17 protein-coding genes are annotated in these 22915 nt (G+C 55.4%); 8 read left to right on the top strand and 9 right to left on the bottom strand.

The window, feature by feature from the left end; translation table 11 throughout:
- Positions 1–66: 66 nt before the first annotated feature.
- Together aroP and ACVCAM_RS15000 are read right to left on the bottom strand one after the other, a co-directional pair.
- Complete coding sequence (gene aroP / locus ACVCAM_RS15005; RefSeq protein ID WP_008501961.1) at positions 67–1437, bottom strand: aromatic amino acid transporter AroP; 1371 nt, start codon at positions 1435–1437, stop codon at positions 67–69.
- 46 nt (positions 1438–1483) lie between these two features.
- A complete protein-coding gene (locus ACVCAM_RS15000) occupies positions 1484–1711 on the bottom strand; it encodes a hypothetical protein (protein ID WP_021240510.1) in 228 nt (75 codons plus the stop codon).
- Between the two features lie 263 nt (positions 1712–1974).
- On the opposite strand from ACVCAM_RS15000, the gene pdhR reads away from it, so the two are divergent.
- The 4 genes from pdhR (at position 1975) to lpdA (ending at position 9036) form a co-directional block, all read left to right on the top strand.
- Positions 1975–2739, top strand: a complete 765-nt coding sequence (gene pdhR / locus ACVCAM_RS14995) for a pyruvate dehydrogenase complex transcriptional repressor PdhR (RefSeq protein WP_008501960.1) — start codon at positions 1975–1977, stop codon at positions 2737–2739.
- Positions 2740–2862: 123 nt separating this feature from the next.
- The gene (gene aceE / locus ACVCAM_RS14990; protein ID WP_008501959.1) at positions 2863–5526 is read left to right on the top strand and encodes a pyruvate dehydrogenase (acetyl-transferring), homodimeric type; all 2664 of its coding nucleotides are present in this window, start codon (positions 2863–2865) and stop codon (positions 5524–5526) included.
- Positions 5527–5540: 14 nt separating this feature from the next.
- On the top strand, positions 5541–7436 hold the full coding sequence (gene aceF, locus ACVCAM_RS14985) for a pyruvate dehydrogenase complex dihydrolipoyllysine-residue acetyltransferase (protein WP_044597143.1): 1896 nt from the start codon (positions 5541–5543) through the stop codon (positions 7434–7436).
- 175 nt (positions 7437–7611) lie between these two features.
- Positions 7612–9036 (top strand): dihydrolipoyl dehydrogenase, encoded by a 1425-nt coding sequence (gene lpdA / locus ACVCAM_RS14980; RefSeq protein ID WP_003856313.1) that lies wholly within the window; start codon positions 7612–7614, stop codon positions 9034–9036.
- 53 nt (positions 9037–9089) lie between these two features.
- Here lpdA and ACVCAM_RS14975 read toward each other — a convergent pair whose 3' ends face one another.
- A complete protein-coding gene (locus ACVCAM_RS14975) occupies positions 9090–9881 on the bottom strand; it encodes a DUF2950 family protein (RefSeq protein WP_407223065.1) in 792 nt (263 codons plus the stop codon).
- A 10-nt stretch (positions 9882–9891) separates the two neighbouring features.
- On the bottom strand, positions 9892–11445 hold the full coding sequence (locus tag ACVCAM_RS14970) for a DUF3300 domain-containing protein (RefSeq protein ID WP_407223066.1): 1554 nt from the start codon (positions 11443–11445) through the stop codon (positions 9892–9894).
- 398 nt (positions 11446–11843) lie between these two features.
- Between ACVCAM_RS14970 and acnB the strand changes: the two genes are divergently transcribed.
- Both acnB and yacL read left to right on the top strand, forming a co-directional pair.
- Positions 11844–14441 carry a bifunctional aconitate hydratase 2/2-methylisocitrate dehydratase gene (gene acnB, locus ACVCAM_RS14965; protein ID WP_407223067.1) on the top strand — a complete coding sequence of 866 codons (2598 nt, stop codon included), beginning with the start codon at positions 11844–11846 and terminating at the stop codon, positions 14439–14441.
- 207 nt (positions 14442–14648) lie between these two features.
- The gene (gene yacL, locus ACVCAM_RS14960) at positions 14649–15011 is read left to right on the top strand and encodes a protein YacL (RefSeq protein WP_008501954.1); all 363 of its coding nucleotides are present in this window, start codon (positions 14649–14651) and stop codon (positions 15009–15011) included.
- 31 nt (positions 15012–15042) lie between these two features.
- Here yacL and speD read toward each other — a convergent pair whose 3' ends face one another.
- The 3 genes from speD to ACVCAM_RS14945 all read right to left on the bottom strand — a co-directional run bounded on the left by speD (position 15043) and on the right by ACVCAM_RS14945 (position 17170).
- Positions 15043–15837, bottom strand: coding sequence for an adenosylmethionine decarboxylase (gene speD, locus ACVCAM_RS14955; RefSeq protein ID WP_008501953.1), 795 nt, complete (start codon positions 15835–15837; stop codon positions 15043–15045).
- A complete protein-coding gene (gene speE, locus ACVCAM_RS14950; protein ID WP_039265690.1) occupies positions 15838–16707 on the bottom strand; it encodes a polyamine aminopropyltransferase in 870 nt (289 codons plus the stop codon). It lies immediately after the preceding gene.
- Between the two features lie 115 nt (positions 16708–16822).
- On the bottom strand, positions 16823–17170 hold the full coding sequence (locus tag ACVCAM_RS14945; RefSeq protein ID WP_014882582.1) for a YacC family pilotin-like protein: 348 nt from the start codon (positions 17168–17170) through the stop codon (positions 16823–16825).
- Between the two features lie 145 nt (positions 17171–17315).
- On the opposite strand from ACVCAM_RS14945, the gene cueO reads away from it, so the two are divergent.
- Positions 17316–18884: a multicopper oxidase CueO gene (gene cueO / locus ACVCAM_RS14940; RefSeq protein ID WP_065102053.1), complete on the top strand. Its 1569-nt coding sequence runs from the start codon at positions 17316–17318 to the stop codon at positions 18882–18884.
- Between the two features lie 86 nt (positions 18885–18970).
- On the opposite strand, the gene ACVCAM_RS14935 is transcribed toward cueO, so the two are convergent.
- Entirely contained in the window at positions 18971–21361 is a 2391-nt protein-coding gene (locus ACVCAM_RS14935) for a glucose/quinate/shikimate family membrane-bound PQQ-dependent dehydrogenase (RefSeq protein WP_447093619.1), read from the bottom strand.
- Between the two features lie 208 nt (positions 21362–21569).
- On the opposite strand from ACVCAM_RS14935, the gene hpt reads away from it, so the two are divergent.
- A complete protein-coding gene (hpt, locus tag ACVCAM_RS14930; protein WP_008501948.1) occupies positions 21570–22106 on the top strand; it encodes a hypoxanthine phosphoribosyltransferase in 537 nt (178 codons plus the stop codon).
- Between the two features lie 91 nt (positions 22107–22197).
- On the opposite strand, the gene can is transcribed toward hpt, so the two are convergent.
- Positions 22198–22860, bottom strand: a complete 663-nt coding sequence (gene can, locus ACVCAM_RS14925; protein WP_008501947.1) for a carbonate dehydratase — start codon at positions 22858–22860, stop codon at positions 22198–22200.
- Positions 22861–22915 lie beyond the last annotated feature (55 nt).

Below are 22915 nucleotides of genomic sequence, written 5' to 3'. Positions count from 1 at the left end.
GGCGTGAAAGTGTGAAGGAGGTAACAACGCGCGGCACCCGCAAAAGCAGGCACCGCGGTGGGAGGCTTAGTGCGCCTTCATGGCATTACGGCTTTTCTGACTGAAGAGATAGCCAACGCCGAGTACTGCAATCCAGACCGGGATCAGGTAGACGGAAATCGCCATACCTGGGGTGATCAGCATGATCACCAGCACGGCCGCCATGAACAGCAGGCAGATCCAGTTACCCAGAGGATAGAGCAGGGCAGGGAAGCGCGTGGTGACGCCCTGCTGCTGTTTCGCGCGGCGGAACTTCATGTGCGCAAGGCTGATCATCGCCCAGTTGATGACCAGCGCAGAGACCACCAGCGCCATCAGCAGGCCAAACGCCGATTCCGGTGCCATGTAGTTAATGAGCACGCACAGGGCTGTCACGATGGCGGAAACAATGATGGTATTCACCGGCACGCCACGTTTATCAACGTTAAGCAGCATCTTCGGCGCGTTACCCTGCTGGGCGAGGCCGAACAGCATGCGGCTGTTGCAGTATACGCAGCTGTTGTAAACGGAGAGCGCTGCGGTCAGCACCACGATGTTCAGCGCGTTGGCGACAAAGGTATCGCCCAGCTCGTGGAAGATCAGCACAAACGGGCTGGTGTCAGCAGTCACGCGCGTCCACGGCAGCAGGGAGAGCAGCACCGCCAGTGAGCCCACATAGAAGATCAGGATGCGGTAGATAACCTGATTTGTGGCTTTCGGGATGCTCTGCTCAGGGTTGTCGGCTTCTGCGGCGGTGATGCCCACCAGCTCCAGGCCGCCGAAGGAGAACATAATGATCGCCATCATCATCACCAGGCCGGTCATGCCGTGAGGCAGGAAGCCACCCTGTTCCCAGAGGTTGCGCACCGTGGCCTGCGGGCCGCCGTTGCCGCTGAACAGCAGCCAGCCGCCGAAGATAATCATCGCCACCACGGCAATGACCTTGATGATGGCAAACCAGAACTCCATCTCCCCGAACACTTTAACGTTGGTCAGGTTAATGGCGTTGATAATAACGAAGAAGGCTGCAGCAGAAGCCCAGGTTGGGATTTCGGGATACCAGAACTGAATGTATTTCCCGACGGCGGTCAGTTCGGCCATGGCAACCAGAACGTACAGCACCCAGTAGTTCCAGCCCGAGGCGAAACCGGCAAAGCTGCCCCAGTACTTATAGGCAAAGTGGCTGAAGGAGCCTGCGACCGGCTCTTCCACGACCATTTCGCCCAGCTGGCGCATGATCAGAAAAGCAATGAAACCCGCAATCGCGTAACCCAAAATAATACCCGGACCGGCAGACTGGATAACGGATGCGCTGCCCAGAAACAGGCCGGTACCAATCGCACCGCCCAGTGCGATGAGCTGAATATGGCGGTTTTTAAGCCCGCGCTTTAGCTGATCGCCGTGCTGTTGAGCTTCCATTTGAAACCTCGTGTGTGGTTGTTATGTTCACGCTGAGCGTGTGTAATTATGAAAATCCATATTCTGTATTTATTTCTTTACGGTTAACGAGACCGAAAAAAGCGGAGATGACTTCCGTAAGCGCCAGAATAGTGGTAAGTGCCTGCGAATGCACCTGCTTTATGAAGGGGTGATGACGACTTGAATAAAAAGAAAGCATTTGTAAATCGGCCCGCTCGTTGTTCCTCACCCAACCTATAGAATAGAAATGCGCCTTAAGTGGGCGAATTTTCATTATTTGCCTTGTTGAATCGCTTCAGATTGCAAAAACCCTCGTTTCATTATGGTTAAAACTCCCTCTTTAGGAGTAATCAACTCATTTGTGCAAAGTTACATTTCTGAAACGTTATTTCTGTAAGGTTGTTAAAATGTGCAGGGTTTACTGATTTCAATCAAAACCAATATGGACAGAAGGTGAATACTTTGTTACTTTAGCGATACGAAATAGAAATTGGTAAGACCAATTGACTCCGGGCAAAAAGGCGTAAGACAGGGAATATGGCCTACAGCAAAATTCGCCAACCAAAACTATCTGATGTGATTGAGCAGCAGCTGGAGTTTTTAATCCTCGAAGGGACTCTGCGCCCGGGTGAGAAACTTCCGCCAGAACGCGAACTGGCAAAACAGTTCGACGTTTCACGTCCCTCTCTGCGTGAGGCGATTCAACGTCTCGAAGCAAAGGGCTTGCTGCTTCGTCGCCAGGGCGGCGGAACCTTTGTGCAAAACAGCCTGTGGCAGAGCTTCAGCGATCCGCTGGTAGAACTTCTCTCTGACCACCCAGAATCCCAGTTTGATCTGCTTGAGACCCGTCACGCGCTGGAAGGTATTGCGGCCTATTACGCCGCCCTTCGCAGCACTGATGAAGATCGCGTGCGTATCCGCGAGCTGCATCAGGCCATTGAACGGGCACAGCAGTCCGGCGATTTAGACGCCGAGTCCAGCGCCGTCGTCCAGTATCAAATTGCCGTCACCGAAGCGGCCCACAACGTGGTGCTCCTCCATCTGCTACGCTGCATGGAGCCGATGCTGGCCCAGAACGTTCGTCAAAATTTTGAATTGTTGTATGCCCGTCGGGACATGCTCCCACTGGTAAGCAACCATCGCACCCGAGTATTCGAGGCGATAATGGCCGGGGAACCGGAGCAGGCGCGCGAAGCGTCGCACCGCCATCTGGCTTTCATTGAGGAAATCTTGCTGGACCGCAGCCGTGAACAATCGCGTCGCGAACGTTCATTACGCCGCATACAGCAACGAAAGGATTAAGCGCCAGGTACTTTTAGAGCGCGGCAACTAAACGCAGAACCTGTCTTATTGTGTTCTTGCCCAAGAGCACAATGGGACAGGTTCCAGACAAATCAACGTATTAGATAGATAAGGAATACCCCCATGTCAGAACGTCTCCAAAATGACGTGGATCCGATCGAAACTCGCGACTGGCTACAGGCGATCGAATCGGTCATCCGTGAAGAAGGTGTTGAGCGCGCTCAGTATCTGATTGATCAGCTGCTTTCTGAAGCCCGCAAAGGCGGCGTGAAGGTTGCTTCAGGTGCAGGGGCTAGCAACTACGTAAACACGATTGCCGTTGAAGACGAACCGGAATACCCGGGCAATCTGGATCTGGAACGTCGTATCCGTTCTGCAATCCGCTGGAACGCCATCATGACCGTTCTGCGCGCATCCAAGAAAGACCTGGAACTGGGTGGCCACATGGCGTCCTTCCAGTCTTCTGCGACCGTTTACGAAGTGTGCTTCAACCACTTCTTCCGTGCAGCGAACGAGAAAGACGGCGGCGATCTGGTGTACTTCCAGGGCCACATCTCTCCGGGCATCTATGCACGTGCATTCCTGGAAGGTCGTCTGACTGAAGAGCAGATGAACAACTTCCGTCAGGAAGTTCACGGTAAAGGTCTGTCTTCTTACCCGCACCCTAAACTGATGCCTGAATTCTGGCAGTTCCCGACCGTATCCATGGGTCTGGGCCCAATTGGTGCGATCTACCAGGCGAAATTCCTCAAGTATCTGGAACACCGTGGTCTGAAAGACACCTCTGAGCAGACCGTATACGCCTTCCTGGGCGACGGCGAAATGGATGAGCCAGAATCTAAAGGCGCGATCACCATCGCGACCCGTGAGAAGCTGGACAACCTGTGCTTCATCATCAACTGTAACCTGCAGCGTCTGGATGGTCCGGTAACCGGTAACGGCAAGATCATCAACGAACTGGAAGGCATCTTCGCAGGTGCTGGCTGGAACGTGATCAAAGTCATGTGGGGTTCCCGTTGGGACGAACTGCTGCGTAAAGACACCAGCGGTAAACTGATCCAGCTGATGAACGAAACCGTTGACGGTGACTACCAGACCTTCAAATCCAAAGACGGTGCCTACGTGCGTGAGCACTTCTTCGGCAAATATCCAGAAACCGCAGCCCTGGTTGCAGACTGGACTGATGAGCAGATCTGGGCCCTGAACCGCGGTGGTCACGATCCGAAGAAAATTTACGCTGCACTGAAAAAAGCGCGTGAAACCAAAGGTAAAGCGACTGTAATCCTGGCCCACACCATCAAAGGTTACGGCATGGGTGATACCGCAGAAGGTAAAAACATCGCTCACCAGGTTAAGAAAATGAACATGGACGGCGTGCGCTATATCCGCGACCGTTTCAACGTTCCAGTGACCGATGAGCAGGTCGAAAACCTGTCTTACATCACCTTCCCGGAAGGCTCCGAAGAGCACAAGTACCTGCACGAACGTCGTCAGGCGCTGAAAGGCTACCTGCCAGCTCGTCAGCCTAACTTCACCGAGAAGCTGGAACTGCCAGCGCTGGAAGACTTCTCTCAGCTGCTGGAAGAGCAGAACAAGGAGATCTCTACCACTATCGCTTTCGTTCGTGCCCTGAACGTGATGCTGAAGAACAAGTCGATCAAAGATCGCCTCGTGCCAATCATCGCCGACGAAGCGCGTACTTTCGGTATGGAAGGCCTGTTCCGTCAGATCGGTATCTACAGCCCGAACGGCCAGCAGTACACCCCGCAGGACCGTGAGCAGGTTGCATACTACAAAGAAGACGAGAAAGGTCAGATCCTGCAGGAAGGTATCAACGAGCTGGGCGCAGGCGCATCCTGGCTGGCTGCTGCGACCTCTTACAGCACCAACAACCTGCCGATGATCCCGTTCTACATTTACTACTCCATGTTCGGGTTCCAGCGTATCGGTGACCTCTGCTGGCAGGCAGGCGACCAGCAGGCTCGCGGCTTCCTGATCGGTGGTACTTCCGGTCGTACGACCCTGAACGGTGAAGGTTTGCAGCACGAAGATGGTCACAGCCACATTCAGTCTCTGACTATCCCTAACTGTATCTCTTACGACCCGTCTTACGCGTATGAAGTGGCAGTCATCATGCATGACGGTCTGCAGCGCATGTACGGTGAAGCGCAGGAGAACATTTACTACTACATCACCACCCTGAACGAAAACTACCACATGCCGGCAATGCCAGCAGGTGCCGAGGAAGGTATCCGTAAAGGTATCTACAAACTCGAAACCATCGAAGGTAGCAAAGGTAAAGTTCAGCTGCTGGGCTCCGGTTCTATCCTGCGTCACGTTCGTGAAGCAGCGCAGATCCTGGCGAAAGACTACGGTGTCGGTTCCGACGTGTACTCTGTGACCTCCTTCACTGAACTGGCGCGTGATGGCCAGGATTGTGAGCGCTGGAACATGCTGCACCCACTGGAAACCCCACGCGTACCGTACATCGCTCAGGTGATGAACGACGCGCCAGCGGTGGCGTCTACTGACTATATGAAACTGTTCGCTGAGCAGGTTCGTACTTACGTTCCAGCTGATGATTATCGCGTTCTGGGTACTGACGGCTTCGGTCGTTCTGACAGCCGCGAAAACCTGCGTCACCACTTCGAAGTTGATGCTTCTTACGTGGTTGTAGCAGCACTGGGCGAACTGGCTAAACGTGGCGAAATCGATAAGAAAGTGGTTGCAGACGCAATTACCAAATTCAACATCGATGCAGAAAAAGTTAACCCGCGTCTGGCGTAAGAGGTAAAAGAATAATGGCTATCGAAATCAATGTACCGGACATCGGGGCTGATGAAGTTGAAATCACCGAGATCCTGGTCAAAGTAGGCGACAAAGTTGAAGCTGAACAGTCGCTGATCACCGTAGAAGGCGACAAAGCCTCTATGGAAGTCCCGTCTCCTCAGGCAGGCATCGTTAAAGAGATCAAAGTCTCTGTTGGCGATAAAACCGAGACCGGCAAACTGATCATGATTTTCGATTCCGCCGACGGTGCAGCAGCTGCTGCACCTGCGCAGGAAGAGAAGAAAGCTGCTCCGGCCGCCGCTGCTCCAGCAGCTGCCGCGAGCGCGAAAGAAGTGAACGTGCCTGACATCGGCGGTGACGAAGTTGAAGTCACTGAGATCCTCGTGAAAGTGGGCGATACCGTTGCGGCCGAGCAGTCACTGATCACCGTAGAAGGCGACAAAGCCTCTATGGAAGTGCCAGCGCCGTTCGCAGGTACCGTTAAAGAGATCAAGATCAACACCGGCGACAAAGTGTCTACCGGCTCTCTGATCATGATCTTCGAAGTGGCAGGTGCTGCACCTGCTGCCGCGCCTGCACAGGCCGCTGCTCCGGCTCCGGCCGCTGCACCAGCCGCTGCTGGCGGCGCGAAAGACGTTAACGTACCGGACATCGGCGGTGACGAAGTTGAAGTCACCGAAGTGATGGTAAAAGTGGGCGACAAAGTTGCCGCTGAACAGTCACTGATCACCGTTGAAGGCGACAAAGCTTCCATGGAAGTGCCTGCGCCGTTCGCGGGTACCGTTAAAGAGATCAAAATCAGCACCGGCGACAAAGTGTCTACCGGCTCTCTGATCATGGTCTTCGAAGTGGAAGGCGCTGCGCCTGCCGCAGCTCCGGCTGCCGCGGCTGCTCCAGCACCGGCTGCTGCACCGGCTCAGGCTGCTAAACCAGCCGCTGCCCCTGCTGCAAAAGCAGAAAAATCAGAGTTCGCTGAAAACGACGCTTACGTCCACGCGACCCCGCTGATTCGTCGCCTGGCGCGCGAATTCGGCGTGAACCTGGCGAAAGTGAAAGGGACTGGCCGTAAAGGTCGTATCCTGCGCGAAGACGTTCAGGCTTATGTGAAAGACGCGGTGAAACGCGCTGAAGCTGCACCAGCTGCAGCCGCTGGCGGCGGTATCCCGGGCATGCTGCCATGGCCGAAAGTGGACTTCAGCAAGTTCGGCGAAATCGAAGAAGTGGAGCTGGGCCGTATCCAGAAAATCTCTGGTGCGAACCTGAGCCGTAACTGGGTCATGATCCCGCACGTTACGCACTTCGATAAGACCGATATCACCGATCTGGAAGCGTTCCGTAAACAGCAGAACGCCGAAGCTGAGAAGCGTAAACTGGACGTGAAATTCACCCCAGTGGTCTTCATCATGAAGGCGGTTGCTGCGGCTCTGGAACAGATGCCACGCTTCAACAGCTCCCTGTCCGAAGACGGCCAGAAGCTGACGCTGAAGAAATACATCAACATCGGTGTTGCGGTTGATACGCCAAATGGTCTGGTTGTTCCGGTCTTCAAAGACGTGAACAAGAAGAGCATCACTGAGCTGTCCCGTGAACTGACCACCATCTCCAAGAAAGCGCGTGATGGTAAGCTGACTGCCGGCGAAATGCAGGGCGGCTGCTTCACTATCTCCAGCATCGGCGGCCTGGGTACTACCCACTTCGCACCGATTGTTAACGCGCCGGAAGTGGCTATCCTCGGTGTGTCCAAGTCCGCGATGGAGCCGGTGTGGAACGGCAAAGAGTTCGTGCCGCGTCTGATGATGCCAATCTCTCTGTCCTTCGACCACCGCGTGATCGACGGTGCTGATGGTGCGCGTTTCATCACCATCATCAACAACATGCTGAGCGACATTCGCCGCCTGGTGATGTAATCGAAAAGCCGGCCAGTCGGCCGGCTTTTTTCTGATAATCTCATGGCGTTTGTGAGGTTATTGGCGAAAGCGACAATTCGTGAGCCGTTTGTTGTTTCAAAATTGTTAACAATTTTGTAAACTGCGGGCGGATAGAACGACCCGGTGGACGACGGGTATAAACTAAGAGGTCATGATGAGCACAGAAATCAAAACTCAGGTCGTAGTACTTGGGGCAGGCCCGGCAGGTTACTCCGCAGCATTTCGCGCAGCGGATTTAGGTCTGGAAACCGTCATCGTAGAACGTTACAGCACCCTCGGCGGTGTTTGTCTGAACGTCGGCTGTATCCCTTCTAAAGCGCTGCTGCACGTAGCGAAAGTTATCGAAGAAGCCAAAGCGCTGGCTGAACACGGTATCGTCTTCGGCGAGCCGAAAACCGACATCGACAAAATTCGTACCTGGAAAGAGAAAGTTATCACTCAGCTGACCGGCGGTCTGGCGGGTATGGCCAAAGGCCGTAAAGTGAAAGTGGTAAACGGTCTGGGTAAATTCACCGGTGCGAACACCCTGGAAGTGGAAGGCGAAAACGGCAAAACCGTGATCAACTTCGACAACGCGATCATCGCGGCAGGCTCTCGCCCAATCGAACTGCCATTCATTCCACATGAAGATCCGCGCGTGTGGGATTCCACCGATGCGCTGGAGCTGAAAACCGTTCCTAAGCGTCTGCTGGTGATGGGCGGCGGTATCATCGGTCTGGAAATGGGTACCGTGTACCACGCGCTGGGTTCAGAGATCGACGTGGTTGAAATGTTCGACCAGGTTATCCCGGCTGCTGACAAAGACATCGTTAAAGTCTTCACCAAGCGCATCAGCAAGAAATTCAACCTGATGCTGGAAACCAAAGTGACTGCCGTTGAAGCGAAAGAAGACGGTATTTACGTTTCCATGGAAGGCAAAAAAGCCCCATCCGAACCACAGCGTTACGACGCCGTGCTGGTGGCGATCGGCCGTGTGCCGAACGGTAAGAACCTCGACGCGGGCAAAGCTGGCGTGGAAGTGGACGACCGTGGCTTCATCCGCGTTGACAAACAGCTACGCACCAACGTGCCGCACATCTTTGCTATCGGCGATATCGTCGGTCAGCCAATGCTGGCGCACAAAGGTGTTCACGAAGGTCACGTTGCCGCTGAAGTTATCGCCGGCATGAAGCACTACTTCGATCCGAAAGTGATCCCATCTATCGCGTATACCGAGCCAGAAGTGGCATGGGTGGGTCTGACTGAGAAAGAAGCGAAAGAGAAAGGCATCAGCTACGAAACCGCCACCTTCCCGTGGGCTGCTTCTGGCCGTGCTATCGCGTCCGACTGCGCAGACGGTATGACCAAGCTGATCTTCGACAAAGAGACTCACCGCGTAATCGGTGGTGCGATTGTCGGTACCAACGGCGGCGAGCTGCTGGGTGAAATCGGTCTGGCTATCGAAATGGGTTGTGACGCTGAAGACATCGCGCTGACCATCCACGCTCACCCGACTCTGCACGAGTCCGTGGGCCTGGCGGCAGAAGTGTTTGAAGGCAGCATCACCGACCTGCCAAACGCGAAAGCGAAGAAGAAATAAGTTTCTTCAGATGAAAAAAAGCGGCCTGAGGCCGCTTTTTTTATGCGCTGCGTTCAGGGAGCCACGGGTTGCCAGGTTTTATCCGGGTTATAGGCGGTTAACGCCCGGGCTTTCTGCTCAGAATCCTTGCCGAGATCGGACTGATACACCTTGTCTTCCTGATTTATCACAAAGCTCATCACGCCCGTTTGACCGTAGCTGACCGGCCATGCCACCATCGCGAAACCGTTATTATCCGGCAGGATCCGGAAGCGATAGCCGTGATAGCCGGTACCCGGCTCTTTCGGGCTAAATGCCGGTCCGAGCGGACTGGGCGTTTCGCCGGGTGAGACGGGCCAGTACAAACCGTCTTTCTTCCCTTCCGAGCTGACAATCTTCTGCGCGTATTTCTGGTTCATCGCAAAGTAGCTTTGCTGCGCATCAACATAGGCATGCAGGGCTTCAATGGCGGCAAGTTCGTTACGCCCGATTTCACGGGTCAGGATCTCTTCAGCCCCTTCTTTGATATCGAATTGCCAGCCGGCGGCGGTTTTGAACACCGGGATGGGAAGCTGCCAGTCGTTGTCTCCAACAACAAGGTGCGCCGTATCTCCTTCGACAACGGTGTTATGACGAACTTTCCAGTCGCGCAGGAAACGATCGACGGCATCCGGATCAACGCCTTCGGGAGGGAGAAAATCGCGCCAGTTCTCTCCAAGCAGATTGCTCATCGCGCGCTCATTATGCTCACTAATGGCGCTGGCCAGCGCATCGGTCGCCTGGTCGGGCGTGCTAAAGGACTGCTGCGCTATCGCCGAGGCCGAAAGCATGAACAACACCATTCCACTGAGTAGTTTACTTTTCATGTCGGTTCCCTTAGCGATGTCTAAATTCACGGCGTTCAGCGCGTCCACCAGACACCTGACGGGGCTGCTGCTGGCGAGCCGCAAGCTGCCTGCTTTGCGCACCGCGCTGCTGCTGCGCCTGCCAGTTCGCGGAACGGCTGTCGTTGCCGCTTAGCGCATTGGCCCGGGGCTGACCGTTTCGCTGCTGCAGAGCGCGTTGCTGCGCGGGCTGTGAAGCGCGTTTCTCCTGTCTTTGGGTTACAGCCTGACGATTTTCTCGCTGCTGCGTGGTAGTCCGCTTCGCCGTCTGCGGTTTGGTGTCGTAGCCACGGTAGTTGTTGCGCTGCGAAATTTGCTTCAGCTGTTCACTCGAGGCCTGACGCTGCACATCTTTCGTGCCGGGACGTGCCGTTTGCGGGAAGGTTTTCCCCGTGGATTTCTCCATCTGGCTCAGGGCCGCCTGACGCTGGCTATCCCGGTTAACCGGTTTTTGCTGCGTTGAGCTTAGCCCGGTGACTGTGCTGGTGGAGTGGAAACGGGTGTTGAGCTGGTCAGTCGGATAGGGCACACCCTCCCGGTAGGCCGGGTTATGCTGCCAGGTACGGTTGGCGTCTGTCAGACGCTGTCCACTGATTTTATTGAAGTTCTCAACGTTGATATTGATGTTGTTATCACCGTTGCGGTTATAGCCGCCGTGATTATCCCAGTCACCGTCATGGTGGTGGTCCCAGTCATCGTCGTCATCCCAGTCGATATTGCTGAAAATGGCATAGGTTGTGGCAACGCCCAGGCTGAAGCCTAAGCCGTTGACGAAGCTGTTGCCAAACTGCTCTCCGGGCGTGGGCGGGAGATAGGTGGGAGGATAGGCGGTGTTGGGCCAGGTCCCGTAAACCGTATTGGGGTTATAGGTGGGAACATAAACGACCTGCGGATCGGCAGATTCAATTTTGATCACCGTTGGGGCGGGCGCAGACGCGGTTGTTGTCGTTGCCTCGGTGGCGCGGGTTTTCGCTGGTGCTGGCTTTGTCACGGTGGTGACCGTCTGCTGAGGCGTAGATTGTAAAGCTCCGGTCTTCTGTGCCAGCGCGCGCAGGCGTTGAACGGAATCCATCACGTCTTTCGGCTGCGCGAGAAACGCATCGCCCAGATTTTGTACCCACGGCGGGTTTTCACCCATCAGCGACATGAGCTGAGGAAACGCGACCAGCGATTTTACGCTCGGATCCCAGGGCTGGCTGGCAACGGCCTGAATGGCGGCGTCCCCTTCCATTTTAGGGTTGTCTTTTGACCACTGAGCCGCCTGAATCACGTTGGCCGGGTAAGTCGAGGCCATCAGAATTTGCGAAAGCAGGGCGTCAGGGTAGAGCGCAATGGGGGCAACCCACTGATCGATTTGCGCGGCAGTGTAGGTCGGCGCGACCACAGGGGCGGGCTGGGCTACGGCAGGCGCCGCCGGTTGTTGAGCGACGGGGGCTGGCGCAACGGGTTCCGTTGCACGACTTTTGACAAACAAGACGCCTGAGGCGGCAAGCAGCCCGGCACTGCACAGAAGGATGAGCAGATGTGGCTTAAAGGGCAACTTCATAAAATGACTCCAACGAGACCAGCGCTGTGCCGTGAGGCGTTACGGTTGGCGTGAGTATTATTCACCCGTCTTTTACTGTTTTGACTTTTATTGGGAAGCGTCCGGTACGTCCGGATAAAGAGTGTGAGTATTTATTACACAATTATATCTGATGAAGAAAAAACTGAAGCGTCACGGTGCAGAAGAACCGCCAAATGATGCCCTAAATCCCCGCTACACCATGCTTAACGATTCAGCAAACTTTTTAATGTTGCTTTTTTGTAAACGGATTAACACTGTGCAGAAATCCTGCTATGCTGCCCGACGCGGTATCGGGCATTTACCCTACAAACTGCTGTCTCACAGGAGCGTGAAGAGAACGCCCGCCGCATATGACAATGAGAGCGAGGAGAACCGTCGTGCTAGAAGAATACCGTAAGCACGTAGCAGAACGTGCCGCCGAGGGAATTGTACCCAAACCTTTAGATGCAACCCAAATGGCCGCGCTCGTCGAGCTGCTGAAGAACCCGCCTAAGGGCGAAGAAGAATTCCTGTTAGATCTGTTGATCAACCGCGTACCGCCTGGCGTAGATGAAGCTGCCTACGTAAAAGCCGGATTCCTTGCTGCTATCGCCAAAGGCGAAGCCACCTCCCCACTGGTTACTCCTGAAAAAGCCATTGAACTGCTCGGCACCATGCAGGGTGGTTACAACATTCATCCGCTGATTGACGCGCTGGATAACGACAAGCTGGCACCGATTGCCGCTAAAGCGCTCTCGTCTACGCTGCTGATGTTCGATAACTTCTACGATGTGGAAGAAAAAGCCAAAGCAGGCAACGTCTATGCGAAGCAGGTGATGCAGTCCTGGGCTGATGCCGAATGGTTCCTGAATCGTCCAGCGCTGGCTGAAAAAATTACCGTTACTGTTTTCAAAGTGACCGGTGAAACCAACACCGATGACCTCTCTCCGGCACCGGACGCGTGGTCTCGCCCGGATATCCCGCTGCACGCCCTGGCGATGCTGAAAAACGCCCGTGAAGGTATTGAGCCGGATCAGCCGGGCGTTGTCGGCCCGATCAAACAGATCGAAGCGTTGCAGAAAAAAGGTTTCCCGCTGGCTTACGTGGGTGACGTTGTGGGTACCGGTTCTTCCCGTAAATCCGCGACCAACTCCGTGCTGTGGTTCATGGGTGATGACATTCCGCACGTGCCAAACAAACGCGGCGGCGGCCTGTGCCTCGGTGGTAAAATTGCACCGATCTTCTTCAACACCATGGAAGATGCGGGCGCACTGCCAATTGAAGTGGATGTCTCTAACCTGAACATGGGCGACGTGATTGACGTCTACCCGTATAAAGGCGAAGTCCGTAACCACGAAACCAACGAGCTGCTGGCAAGCTTCGAGCTGAAAACCGACGTGCTGATTGACGAAGTGCGCGCCGGTGGCCGTATTCCGCTGATCATCGGCCGCGGCCTGACCACCAAAGCGCGTGAAGCACTGGGTCTGCCGCACAGTGATGTATTCCGTCACGCGAAAGACGTTGCGGAAAGCAACCGCGGCTTCTCGCTGGCACAGAAAATGGTCGGTCGCGCCTGCGGCGTCGCCGGTGTTCGTCCTGGCGCCTACTGCGAGCCGAAGATGACCTCCGTCGGTTCTCAGGACACCACTGGCCCAATGACCCGTGACGAACTGAAAGACCTTGCGTGCCTGGGCTTCTCTTCTGACCTGGTGATGCAGTCCTTCTGCCACACGGCGGCCTATCCGAAGCCGGTTGACGTGACCACGCACCACACGCTGCCAGATTTCATTATGAACCGTGGCGGTGTCTCCCTGCGTCCGGGCGACGGCGTTATCCACTCCTGGCTGAACCGCATGCTGCTGCCGGATACCGTGGGTACCGGCGGTGACTCCCATACCCGTTTCCCAATCGGTATCTCCTTCCCGGCGGGCTCCGGTCTGGTGGCGTTTGCTGCCGCGACCGGCGTGATGCCGCTGGATATGCCGGAATCGGTGCTGGTTCGCTTCAAAGGTAAAATGCAGCCGGGTATTACCCTGCGCGACCTGGTTCACGCGATCCCGCTGTATGCGATTAAACAGGGTCTGCTGACCGTTGAGAAGAAAGGCAAGAAAAACATCTTCTCTGGCCGCATCCTGGAAATTGAAGGTCTGCCGGATCTGAAAGTTGAGCAGGCGTTCGAGCTGACCGACGCCTCCGCCGAGCGTTCTGCGGCAGGCTGTACCATCAAGCTGAACAAAGAGCCGATCATTGAGTATCTGACTTCCAACATCGTGCTGCTGAAGTGGATGATCGCAGAAGGTTACGGCGACCGCCGCACGCTGGAGCGTCGTATTCAGGGTATGGAGAAATGGCTGGCGGATCCGCAACTGCTGGAAGCCGATGCTGACGCAGAGTACGCGGCGGTGATCGACATCGATCTGGCGGATATTAAAGAGCCAATCCTCTGTGCGCCGAACGATCCGGACGATGCGCGTCTGCTCTCTGACGTGCAGGGCGATAAGATCGACGAAGTGTTCATCGGCTCCTGTATGACCAACATCGGCCACTTCCGTGCCGCCGGTAAGCTGCTGGATACCCACAAAGGCCAGCTGCCGACCCGCCTGTGGGTGGCACCGCCAACCCGTATGGACGCGGCTCAGTTGACCGAAGAGGGTTACTACAGCGTGTTCGGTAAGAGCGGGGCGCGTATCGAAATCCCTGGTTGCTCCCTGTGTATGGGTAACCAGGCGCGCGTGGCCGACGGTGCGACGGTGGTTTCCACCTCTACCCGTAACTTCCCGAACCGTTTAGGTACCGGTGCGAACGTCTACCTGGCCTCTGCGGAGCTGGCGGCGGTTGCGGCGCTGATTGGCAAACTGCCAACGCCGGAAGAGTACCAGACCTTCGTGGCGCAGGTGGATAAGACCGCGGTGGATACCTATCGCTACCTGAACTTCGACCAGCTCTCTCAGTACACCGAGAAGGCTGACGGGGTTATCTTCCAGACGGCAGTATAAATGCTACCCTCTCCCGTGGGAGAGGGGCTGGGGGTGAAGGCACCAGACCGCACCTGACCCATTGCCCGGTGGCGCTACGCTAACCGGGCCTACAAAACCCATCGCAACTACGGTGGGTTTTTTATTTTCATTCCTCCCACCTCCCACGCTTTTTTTCTTCCTCGCTGCTGCGATAATTACCTTAATGGCTTTGCAGAGGAAAACACTATGGATTACGAATTTCTGCGCGACATCACCGGAGTGGTGAAAGTGCGTATGTCGATGGGCCACGAAGCCGTTGGACACTGGTTTAACGAAGAGGTGAAAGAAAATCTCTCCCTTCTTGATGAGGTTGAACAGGCGGCAAAGACGGTGAAAGGCAGTGAGCGCTCCTGGCAACGCGCCGGGCACGAATACACGCTGTGGATGGACGGTGAAGAGGTCATGGTGCGTGCCAACCAGCTCGAGTTTTCAGGCGACGAGATGGAAGAGGGGATGAGCTACTATGACGAAGAAAGCCTGTCGCTGTGCGGCGTAGAAGACTTCCTTCAGGTGGTGAATGCCTACCGCGAGTTCATGAAACAGCGGTAATTTCCCGAAGCATCCCTGCTCCGGGCAACACTTACACGGCCGGAATGTTGCGGCCGTAGTAGATCTCGCGCATCTCTTTCCAGAGCAGGTCAGTAATCGCCTTACGCTCTTCTTCGCTCAAATCTTCCGGCTTCGTGTGGAACATATAGTGCTTAAGGTCGAACTCCTTAAGTAACATCTTGGTATGGAAGATGTTTTCCTGATACACGTTCACGTCCATCATGTCGTACAGCGACTTCATGTCCTCGGACATAAAGTTCTGAATAGAGTTGATCTCGTGGTCGATGAAGTGCTTCATGCCGTTGACGTCACGGGTAAAACCGCGCACGCGGTAATCAATCGTGACGATATCCGATTCCAGCTGGTGGATGAGATAGTTCAGTGCGTTCAGCGGGGAAATCACGCCGCAGGTCGACACTTCAATATCGGCGCGGAACGTACACAGCCCGCCTTCCGGGTGACTCTCCGGGTAGGTATGGACGCAGATATGGCTTTTATCCAGGTGAGCAACCACTACTTCCGGCAGCGGGCCCGGATGTTCCGTTTTGTCGATAAGCTTCGGATCGACCGGCTCTTCGCTGACCAGTATGGTCACGCTGGCGCCCTGGGGTTCATAATCCTGTCGGGCAATATTCAGGATGTTGGCGCCGATAATGGAACAGGTTTCTGACAGGATCTCGGTCAGACGGTTGGCGTTGTAGAGTTCATCGATATAGGCGATGTAACCATCGCGTTCTTCCGCTGTTTTGGCATAGCAGATATCGTAAATACAAAAACTCAGGCTTTTGGTCAGATTGTTAAAGCCATGCAGTTTAAGCTTTTTCAATTAGCTCACCCCCTTAGTGGATAATGCGTCTTGCAGGTACTGCGGCAGAGCAAACGCTGCGGTATGAATAGCCGGATTGTAGTATCGGCACTGTAGACCGGCCTGATGGAAGCGGGCCTGAATAATTTCGGTGGAAAGATGACGTAATACGTCGTTATCCGTCGCCCAGGCAAAGGTCATGATCCCACCGTAGTACGTCGGAATGGCCGCCTGATAGAAGCTGACATCCTCGAAATAGGTGCTGAGCTTGCGATGGCTATCCAGCGCTTCATCCTGTTGCAGGAAGCAGACGCCGTTTTGGGCGACGAAGATCCCGCCCGGGTTCAGGCAACGCTTGCAGCCTTCGTAGAACGAGGAGGTAAACAGCGACGCGCCGGGGCCGATAGGATCGGTGCAGTCGGAGATGATCACGTCAAAGGTCTGCGAGGTCTGGTTAACGAAGTTAACGCCGTCGTCAATCACCAGGCTAAAGCGCGGGTCGTCATAGCTGCCGGCATTGTGGTTGGGCAGATACTGGCGGCAGAACGAGACGACGCCCGCATCGATTTCCACCATGGTGATGGTTTCAATGGAACGATGGCGGGAAACTTCACGCAGCATTGCGCCGTCGCCACCGCCGATAATCAGGACATGCTTCGCGTGGCCGTGAGCCAGCAGCGGGACGTGGGTCATCATCTCATGATAGATAAACTCATCTCGCTCGGTCGTTTGCACGACGCCGTCCAGGGCCATGACGCGGCCAAAGGCAGCATTCTCGAAGATGATGAGATCCTGGTGATCGGTTTTTTCATGATAGAGCACGTTATCAACGGCAAAGTACTGACCAAACTGGTCATGCAGTGTTTCATGCCACAACGTGTGGTCGGCCATACGCGGACTCCTCCTTTGTTAACATCCGTTACGCTCACAAAAAATGAGCGAAACATGATAGCTAACTATAACCGTGGTTGCACGGCTATAGGTTTAACAGGAGGCGTCGGGAAGGTTATTTGACGTAGGCGAGCAGGCTGAGCGAATCGCGAGCCAGCGCTTTGCATTTTTTAGCCGTGGGAATGCCAATACCGCTTAGGTCACGGTAGCTGTCTTCGCCGAGCGCCTTCATGTCAAAGCTGTCGTAGTTGCTGAGATCCCACTGGTTCTGCTGGGCAAAAAAGACCAGCGCGCGGCGAATTTGCCCGTTGGGTAAATTCTGGTAGCCACAATCATTTTTCAGGAATACAAAAACCGCCGTTAAATCGGCCATATCTTCCGCTTCATTTTCACTGAGCGCATAGCTGTTCGCACACATTGCCATCAGGCTACCGAACAAAATTGTCCTGAAAAACGTCTTCATTGCTTCTACCACTTCTTCACGGAAAATTAACGTTAGCATACTTGGTGCCAGTGCGACGATCTTTATTATTGCCGCTTTACTTGACCTTCCGGTAAGGGGAGGGTTTATGCTCAAAAGATCGCCTGCTGGAAATAAGGAAATGAACATGCAACGTCGTGATTTTTTAAAATATTCCGTGGCGCTGGGGGCTGCCAGCGCCTTACCCCTCTGGAGCCGTGCGGTTTTCGCGGCTGACAGGCCTGCCTTACCCATCCCTGATTTGCTGACTGCTGACGCCCGCAGCCGTATCCAGCTTGTCGTTCAGTCCGGTAACACGCTGTTCGGTGCGCACAACGCGACAACCTGGGGCTATAACGGCAATCTTCTCGGTCCTGCGCTACAGCTGCGCAAAGGTAAAGCGGTGACGGTGGATATCCACAATACGCTTGCTGAAGAGACGACGGTGCACTGGCACGGACTGGAAGTGCCGGGCGAGGTAGACGGCGGGCCGCAGGGCATCATCAAAGCGGGCGGCACGCGCAGCGTCACCTTTACGCCCAACCAGCGCGCCGCGACCTGCTGGTTCCATCCGCATCAGCATGGCAAAACGGGCCATCAGGTAGCGATGGGGCTGGCGGGGCTGGTGCTGATTGAAGACGACGAAAGCCGACTGCTGCGCCTGCCGAAGCAGTGGGGCATCGACGATGTGCCGGTGATTGTGCAGGACAAGAAATTCACCGCTGACGGGCAAATCGACTACCAGCTGGATGTGATGAGCGCGGCGGTCGGCTGGTTTGGCGACACGCTGCTGACCAACGGCGCCATTTATCCTCAGCACGCCGCGCCGAAAGGCTGGCTGCGCCTGCGTCTGCTTAACGGCTGTAACGCGCGTTCCCTCAACTTCGCCACCAGCGATAAGCGTCCGCTGTACGTGGTCGCCAGCGACGGCGGGCTGCTGCCTGAGCCGGTGAAGGTCAACGAACTGCCGATGCTGATGGGGGAGCGCTTTGAGGTGCTGGTGGATATCAGCGACGGCAAGCCGTTCGATCTTGTGACCCTGCCGGTTAGCCAGATGGGGATGGCGGTCGCGCCGTTTGACAAGCCGCATCCGGTGCTGCGTATCCAGCCGTTACGGGTGACCGCTTCCGGCACGCTCCCTGATACGTTAACCACGCTGCCAGCACTTCCGTCGCTTGATGGGCTTACGCAACGCAAACTGCAGCTCTCCATGAATCCGATGCTCGATATGATGGGCATGCAGGCGCTGATGGCGAAATATGGCGATAAGGCGATGGCGGGGATGCATCACGGGCAGATGATGGGTCACATGAACATGGGCCACGGCAACATGGGCGGCATGGGGAACATGAATCACGGCGACCATGGCTTTGATTTCCACAACGCCAACATGATCAACGGCAAAGCGTTCGATATGAACACGCCGATGTTTGCTGCGACAAAAGGGCAGTTTGAGCGCTGGGTGATTTCAGGTGAAGGGGACATGATGCTGCACCCGTTCCACATCCACGGCACGCAGTTCCGCATTCTCTCTGAGAACGGCAAAGCCCCGGACGCGCATCGCGCGGGCTGGAAGGATACGGTGAAGGTGGAAGGCGGCGTCAGCGAGGTGCTGGTGAAGTTTGACCACGATGCGCCGAAGGAGTTTGCCTACATGGCGCACTGCCATCTGCTGGAGCATGAAGATACGGGGATGATGCTGGGCTTTACCGTATAAAAAAAGCCGGGTGGCGGCTTCGCCTTACCCGGCCGACATAGCGTATCCATAGGCCCGGTAAGCGTAAGCGCCACCGGGCTTTTCAGTTACTTGTTTTCGTCAGGCAGTGCATACGCGACAATATAGTCGCCCATCTTCGTGCCAAACGAACCGTGACCGCCCGCAGAGATGACAACGTACTGCTTGCCATTCACTTCATAGGTCATCGGCGTGGCTTGTCCACCCGCTGGCAGACGGCCTTGCCACAGTTTTTCACCGTTGGTCATGTTGTACGCGCGCAGGTAGTTATCTGCGGTTGCCGCGATGAACAGCACGTTACCGGCGGTGGAGATTGGGCCACCCAGCATTGGCATACCCATATTGAACGGCACCGGAACCGGCATTGGGAACGGCATGCTGTCCTGTGGGGTACCAATACGTTTTTTCCATACGATCTGGTTAGTTTTCAGATCCAGACCGGAGATGTAACCCCAGGCAGGCTGTTTACACGGCAGACCGAACGGCGACAGGAACGGGTTCAGCGTCACGCCGAACGGTACGCCATACTGCGGCTGAATACCGGCTTCGGTACCGCTGCCTTTCGCGTCTTTCGGCTGCTCCATTGGGTTGCCCGGACCGCGTGGGATCAGACGGGAAACGAACGGCAGCGCCATTGGGTTGGCAATCGCGACCTGACGGTTAGGGTCAACGGAGATCCCACCCCACTCGAACATCCCCAGGTTACCCGGGAAGACCAGCGTGCCCTGCTCAGAAGGCGGCGTGAAGATGCCTTCGTAGCGCAGCTGATGGAACATCACGCGGCACACCAGCTGGTCAAACATCGTGGCACCCCACATGTCTGCCCCGCTGAGGTCTTTCTTCGGACGGAAGCTCAGATCGGAGAACGGCTGGGTTTTGCTGACGTAATCGCCTTTCGCCGCACCCTGCGGAACCGGTTTTTCCGGTGCAGGCACAACCAGCTTGCCGTTGCTGCGATCCAGCACGAAGATGTTGCCGGTTTTCGCTGGAGCGTAAATCACCGGTACGGTTTTGCCGTTAACGGTAATGTCCGCCAGCGTCGGCTGGGACGGCATATCCATATCCCACAGATCGTGGTGAACGGTCTGGTAGCTCCAGGCCAGCTTACCGGTGGTCGCGTTCAATGCCACGATAGCGCTGGCATAACGTTCCTGCTCCGGCGTGCGGTTACCGCCCCAGATATCTGGCGTAGTAACGCCCATCGGCAGGTAGACCAGGTCCAGCTTCGCGTCATACGCTGCAGGTGCCCAGGAGTTTGGCGAGTTAAAGGTAAAGGTGTGTTCGTCCGACGGGATCGCATTCGGATCTTTCGCGCCCGGGTCGAAGGCCCACAGCAGTTTACCGGTATTCACGTCGAAACCACGGATAACGCCGGAGGTTTCGCGGGTGGAGAAGTTATCTGTTACCGAACCGGCAATCACGATGGTTTTATCGGTGATGATGGGCGGGGAGGTCGGCTCATACAGACCCGGCGTGGTGTCCGGCATATTGGTCTGCAGATTCAGGATACCTTTGTTGGCAAAGGTTTCGCACAGCTTGCCCGTTTCGGCATTGATGGCGAACAGACGACCATCGTTCACCGGCAGCATGATGCGGCGAGGACAGTCGGCAATGACTTCCGGGCTCGCATTATCCGGGCGCGCTTCGTGATAAGAGACGCCACGGCAGGTCACGTGCTGGAAGGACGGGTTGGAGCTCAGCTGCGGATCGAAGTGCCATTTCTCTTTACCAGTGGCCGCGTCGAGCGCGAACAGACGCTGGTGCGCCGTACACAGATAAAGCATATCGCCGACTTTAATTGGCGTCACTTCGTTGGTCAGTTCACCCGGATCGTTCGGCATCTTCAGATCGCCGGTACGGAATACCCAGGCTTCTTTCAGGTTTTTAACGTTGTCCGCGTTGATCTGCTTCAGCGGAGAGTAGCGCTGACCTTCCTGGTTACGGCCATAGGCAGGCCAGTCGCCGTCAGCAACCTGAGAGATCGCCGCCGCAGGCGTCGATTCTGCGTTCAGCGTACCGTTGATCTCCTGCGGGTCGTTAAAGCCAGCCCAGGTAAGGATACCGCCGCTGATTAACAACGCTACCACCAGCGCCGCGACCGCACCGCTGGACGGCACGATCAGGCGACGCCAGACGAACGGCAGGATCAGCCAGATGCCGAAGAAGACCAGGATGTCACTGCGCGGCGTCAGCGCCCAGAAGTCAAAGCCGACTTCCCAGACGCCCCAGATCATGGTGGCAAGAAGGAGTGCGGCATACAGCCACAGTGCAGATTGTTTTCTACGCCAGAGCAGGACGGTTACGCCAAGCATAACCAGGCCCGCAATCGGGTAGTACCAGGAGCCGCCGATCGCGACCAGCCAGACGCCACCGATTAACAGGTACAGGCCGCAGAAGGCGGCGAATAGCGCTGTTAATGTCACCAGTAGACGCGGCTGTTTAGAGTTTGTTTCAGCCATAGAAAGTGTACTCGTCAGTTTTTGTTAATAATTTGCTAGCAACTAATTATAGGTATTAACAAGTGTGATCGGAATCACAATATTTGCTTTTTATAACTCATACGCCAGGGTTATCCATTTGCTGATATAATGGCTGGCTTGCGTATCAGTGCTGGATATTAACTCATCCGCATTGAGAGATTTTCATTAAAATCATTTGGTTAGTAATATGAAACATACTGTTGAAGTGATGATCCCGGAAGCCGAGATCAAAGCGCGTATCGCCGAACTGGGTCGTCAAATCACCGAACATTACAAGGACAGCGGCAGCGAAATGGTGCTGGTCGGTCTGTTGCGCGGCTCTTTCATGTTCATGGCAGACCTGTGCCGTGAGGTGCATGTGCCCCATGAGGTCGATTTTATGACCGCCTCCAGCTACGGCAGCGGCATGTCCACCACCCGTGATGTGAAAATCCTGAAAGATCTGGATGAAGATATTCGTGGCAAAGATGTGTTGATCGTTGAGGACATCATCGACTCCGGCAACACGCTGTCAAAAGTGCGCGAGATCCTGAGCCTGCGTGAGCCAAAATCGCTGGCGATTTGCACCCTGCTGGATAAGCCTGACCGCCGTGAAGTGCAGGTGCCGGTGGAGTTTGTTGGTTTCTCTATCCCGGACGAGTTCGTCGTCGGTTACGGCATTGACTACGCACAGCGTTATCGTCATCTGCCGTATGTTGGGAAAGTGGTATTGCTGGACGAGTAATTGCGGTTTGTTGCCCGGTGGCGCTGCGCTTACCGGGTCTACGAATGGACATATGTAGGCCGGGTAAGGCGCAGCCGCCACCCGGCTTTGTTTATTTATGGTTTACGTGCTTAAGCTGAAGGTTGGCAATTCCTGAACGGTAACGCTGCTCCAGCGTTTCGCGGTTGGTGGCGGTCACTTCCAGGTTGCGCAGCAGACCATCGTGAATACCGTACGCCCAGCCGTGGATCGAGACCTTCTGCCCGCGCTTCCACGCCGATTGCATGATCGTTGAGTGGCCCAGGTTATACACCTGCTCCATCACGTTGAGTTCGCACAGGGTATCCATGCGGCGCTCCTGCGGCATTTCGCCCAGCAGTGAGCTATGTTTGAACCAGATATCGCGGATGTGGAGCAGCCAGTTATCAATGAGCCCCAGCTCCGTGTTTTCAACCGCCGCCTGCACGCCGCCGCAGCCGTAGTGGCCGCAGATGATGATGTGCTCGACTTGCAGAACGTCAACGGCATACTGAACAACAGAAAGACAGTTGAGATCGGTGTGAATCACCAGGTTGGCAACGTTGCGGTGAACAAACAGTTCGCCGGGCTCGAGGCCGGTCAGGCGCTCCGCCGGTACGCGGCTGTCGGAGCATCCAATCCAGAGAAAGCGTGGGTTTTGCGCCTGCGCGAGTTTTCCAAAAAATCCGGGGTCTTCCTCCACCAGCATTTTTGACCATAGTGCATTGTTGCTGATGAGTGTATCTATGTTGTTCATGGAGGTTAGCGACCTGTAACCGAGTAATTGCGTTGCGCTACTATAGGGTAACCCG

This window comes from Enterobacter sp. CFEC122 (assembly GCF_052983755.1).
Note: the sequence above shows the minus strand (reverse complement) of the source record. Positions and strands in the feature narration are given on the sequence as shown.